The sequence below is a fragment of the uncultured Fretibacterium sp. genome (genome assembly GCF_938040765.1).
In the GTDB taxonomy this organism is placed as follows: Bacteria; Synergistota; Synergistia; order Synergistales; family Aminobacteriaceae; genus CAJPSE01.
The window spans coordinates 1-1732 of record NZ_CALIAA010000098.1 but is presented as its reverse complement, the minus strand read 5'-3'; the positions used below and the strand labels follow the sequence as shown (position 1 = coordinate 1732).

The window sequence follows — 1732 nt, the reverse complement described above, 5'->3', positions numbered from 1 at the left end:
TTCTAACAGTTTTGGCAGAAACTGTCTACATTCCTATTATCGTTATGATATAATATGACTGTTATGAATGTTGCCCAGAATTGTGGATTCCCTTAAGGAGTTCCTTATGAAGAAGGACTTTTATGAAAATGTACGCGAGCATGCTCTCGCCCATGCGCATACGCAGGATACGTGGCGGACGCGGTTCATTCTCGCGCGCACGGCGGTGTTTCCGCTGATGCTTGTCGCCCTCGTTCACGGCTATGACCGCGGCTCGGTGGAGGAGCTGATGCTCGGCGGGTTTTTCCTGCTGCTCTTTGCGGTGCTCGTGCTGCGGCATCGGCGGCTTGAGCGGCGCCGCATCTTTACGCAGGCGTATCTCGGCGTGGTGGGGGAGTATCTCGCGCGCTTTGATGGGAGCTGGAAGAAGTCGCCCGTGGACGGCGCCGCCTATCTGCGCGAGAAATGTCCGCCCGATCGGGATCTGCACATTTTCGGCGCGGCGTCGCTCTATCAGTATCTCTGCGCAGCGCATACGCGCATGGGGCGTGACCGTCTCGCCGCTGCGCTCTCGGCGACGCCGCAGGATCTCACGCGGACGCGGCGGCGGCAGGCGGCGGTGACGGAGCTGCTCGCCCATCCGCTCCTCGCTCTGGAGCTGGAGGCGCGCGGCCTTCAGCACGTTCTTCGCCAGCACGGAGGTCGTCACGGCCCCCACACCGCCGGGGACGGGGCTGACCATGGAGGCGACCGGCTCCACGGCGCCGAAATCGACGTCGCCGCACAGCTTGCCCTCCGCGTCCACGTTGATCCCCACATCCACCACGATGCTCCTGTCCGTGACGCAGTCGGCGCCGATCATCCCGGCCTTGCCGGCCGCCGCCACCAGGATGTCCGCCCTGCGGCAGACCGCGGGCATGTCGACGGTGCGGGTGTGGCAGATCGTCACGGTGGCGTGCTTCGCCAACATCAGCATGGCCAGGGGACGGCCCACCACCATGCTGCGCCCCACGATCGTCACGTTCCTGCCCTTGAGGTCCACCTTGTAGTGCTCCAGCATCTCCATCACGGCGCCCGGCGTGCAGGGCGGGAAGCCGTCGTCCTCGCCCGCAAAGACCTTGGCGGCGCTCAGGGGGCTCATGCCGTCCACGTCCTTGCGCGGGTCGATGGCCCGCCGCAGGGCCTCGCCGTCCAGATGCTTCGGCAGGGGCCGGAACAGCAGGATGCCGTGCACCGACGGATTGTCGTTGATATCCTGAAACTCACTTTCGAGTCTGCGCTGCTCGATGTCCTCGGGAAACTCGTACACCTCCACGGTGAACCCCAGACCCCCGAACCGCTTCAGGGCCCCGCGCTCGTAGGCCAGGTCGTCGCCCCTCGCCCCCACGCGGACAATCGCCAGCTTGGGATCGATGCCCTTGGCCCGCAGCGCGGCGTGCTCCGCCTGCAGGGCCTCCTTCATGCTCGCGGAGACCTCCGCTCTCCTCATGAGTACAGCCATGTTCCTCGTGTCCCTCCTCCTATCCCGACGATTTTGCGCGGCATTTATCGCCCTCTTGATTTCTACAATAACATAAAAGTACAAAACGGGGTATTCCCAAGCATCATTGTCTTTGTAGCTAGCAGGTGATACCTTCTGGTCGGGCGACTCGATCTTAACGCTGTTCTTACAAACAAGTACCTGCCGGCTGCTCTTTTCTGCCTGCGGTTTTGGGAGGTAAAACGGCACTTGACAAATCGAGAAGTATCGAAT

General features: G+C 62.3%; 1 protein-coding gene. It reads right to left on the bottom strand.

Going from position 1 to position 1732, the window contains the following annotated elements; all coding sequences use genetic code 11:
• Positions 1-61: 61 nt before the first annotated feature.
• A complete protein-coding gene (locus Q0176_RS03695) occupies positions 62-1480 on the bottom strand; it encodes a bifunctional 5,10-methylenetetrahydrofolate dehydrogenase/5,10-methenyltetrahydrofolate cyclohydrolase (protein WP_299299352.1) in 1419 nt (472 codons plus the stop codon).
• Between the last annotated feature and the right edge of the window lie 252 nt (positions 1481-1732).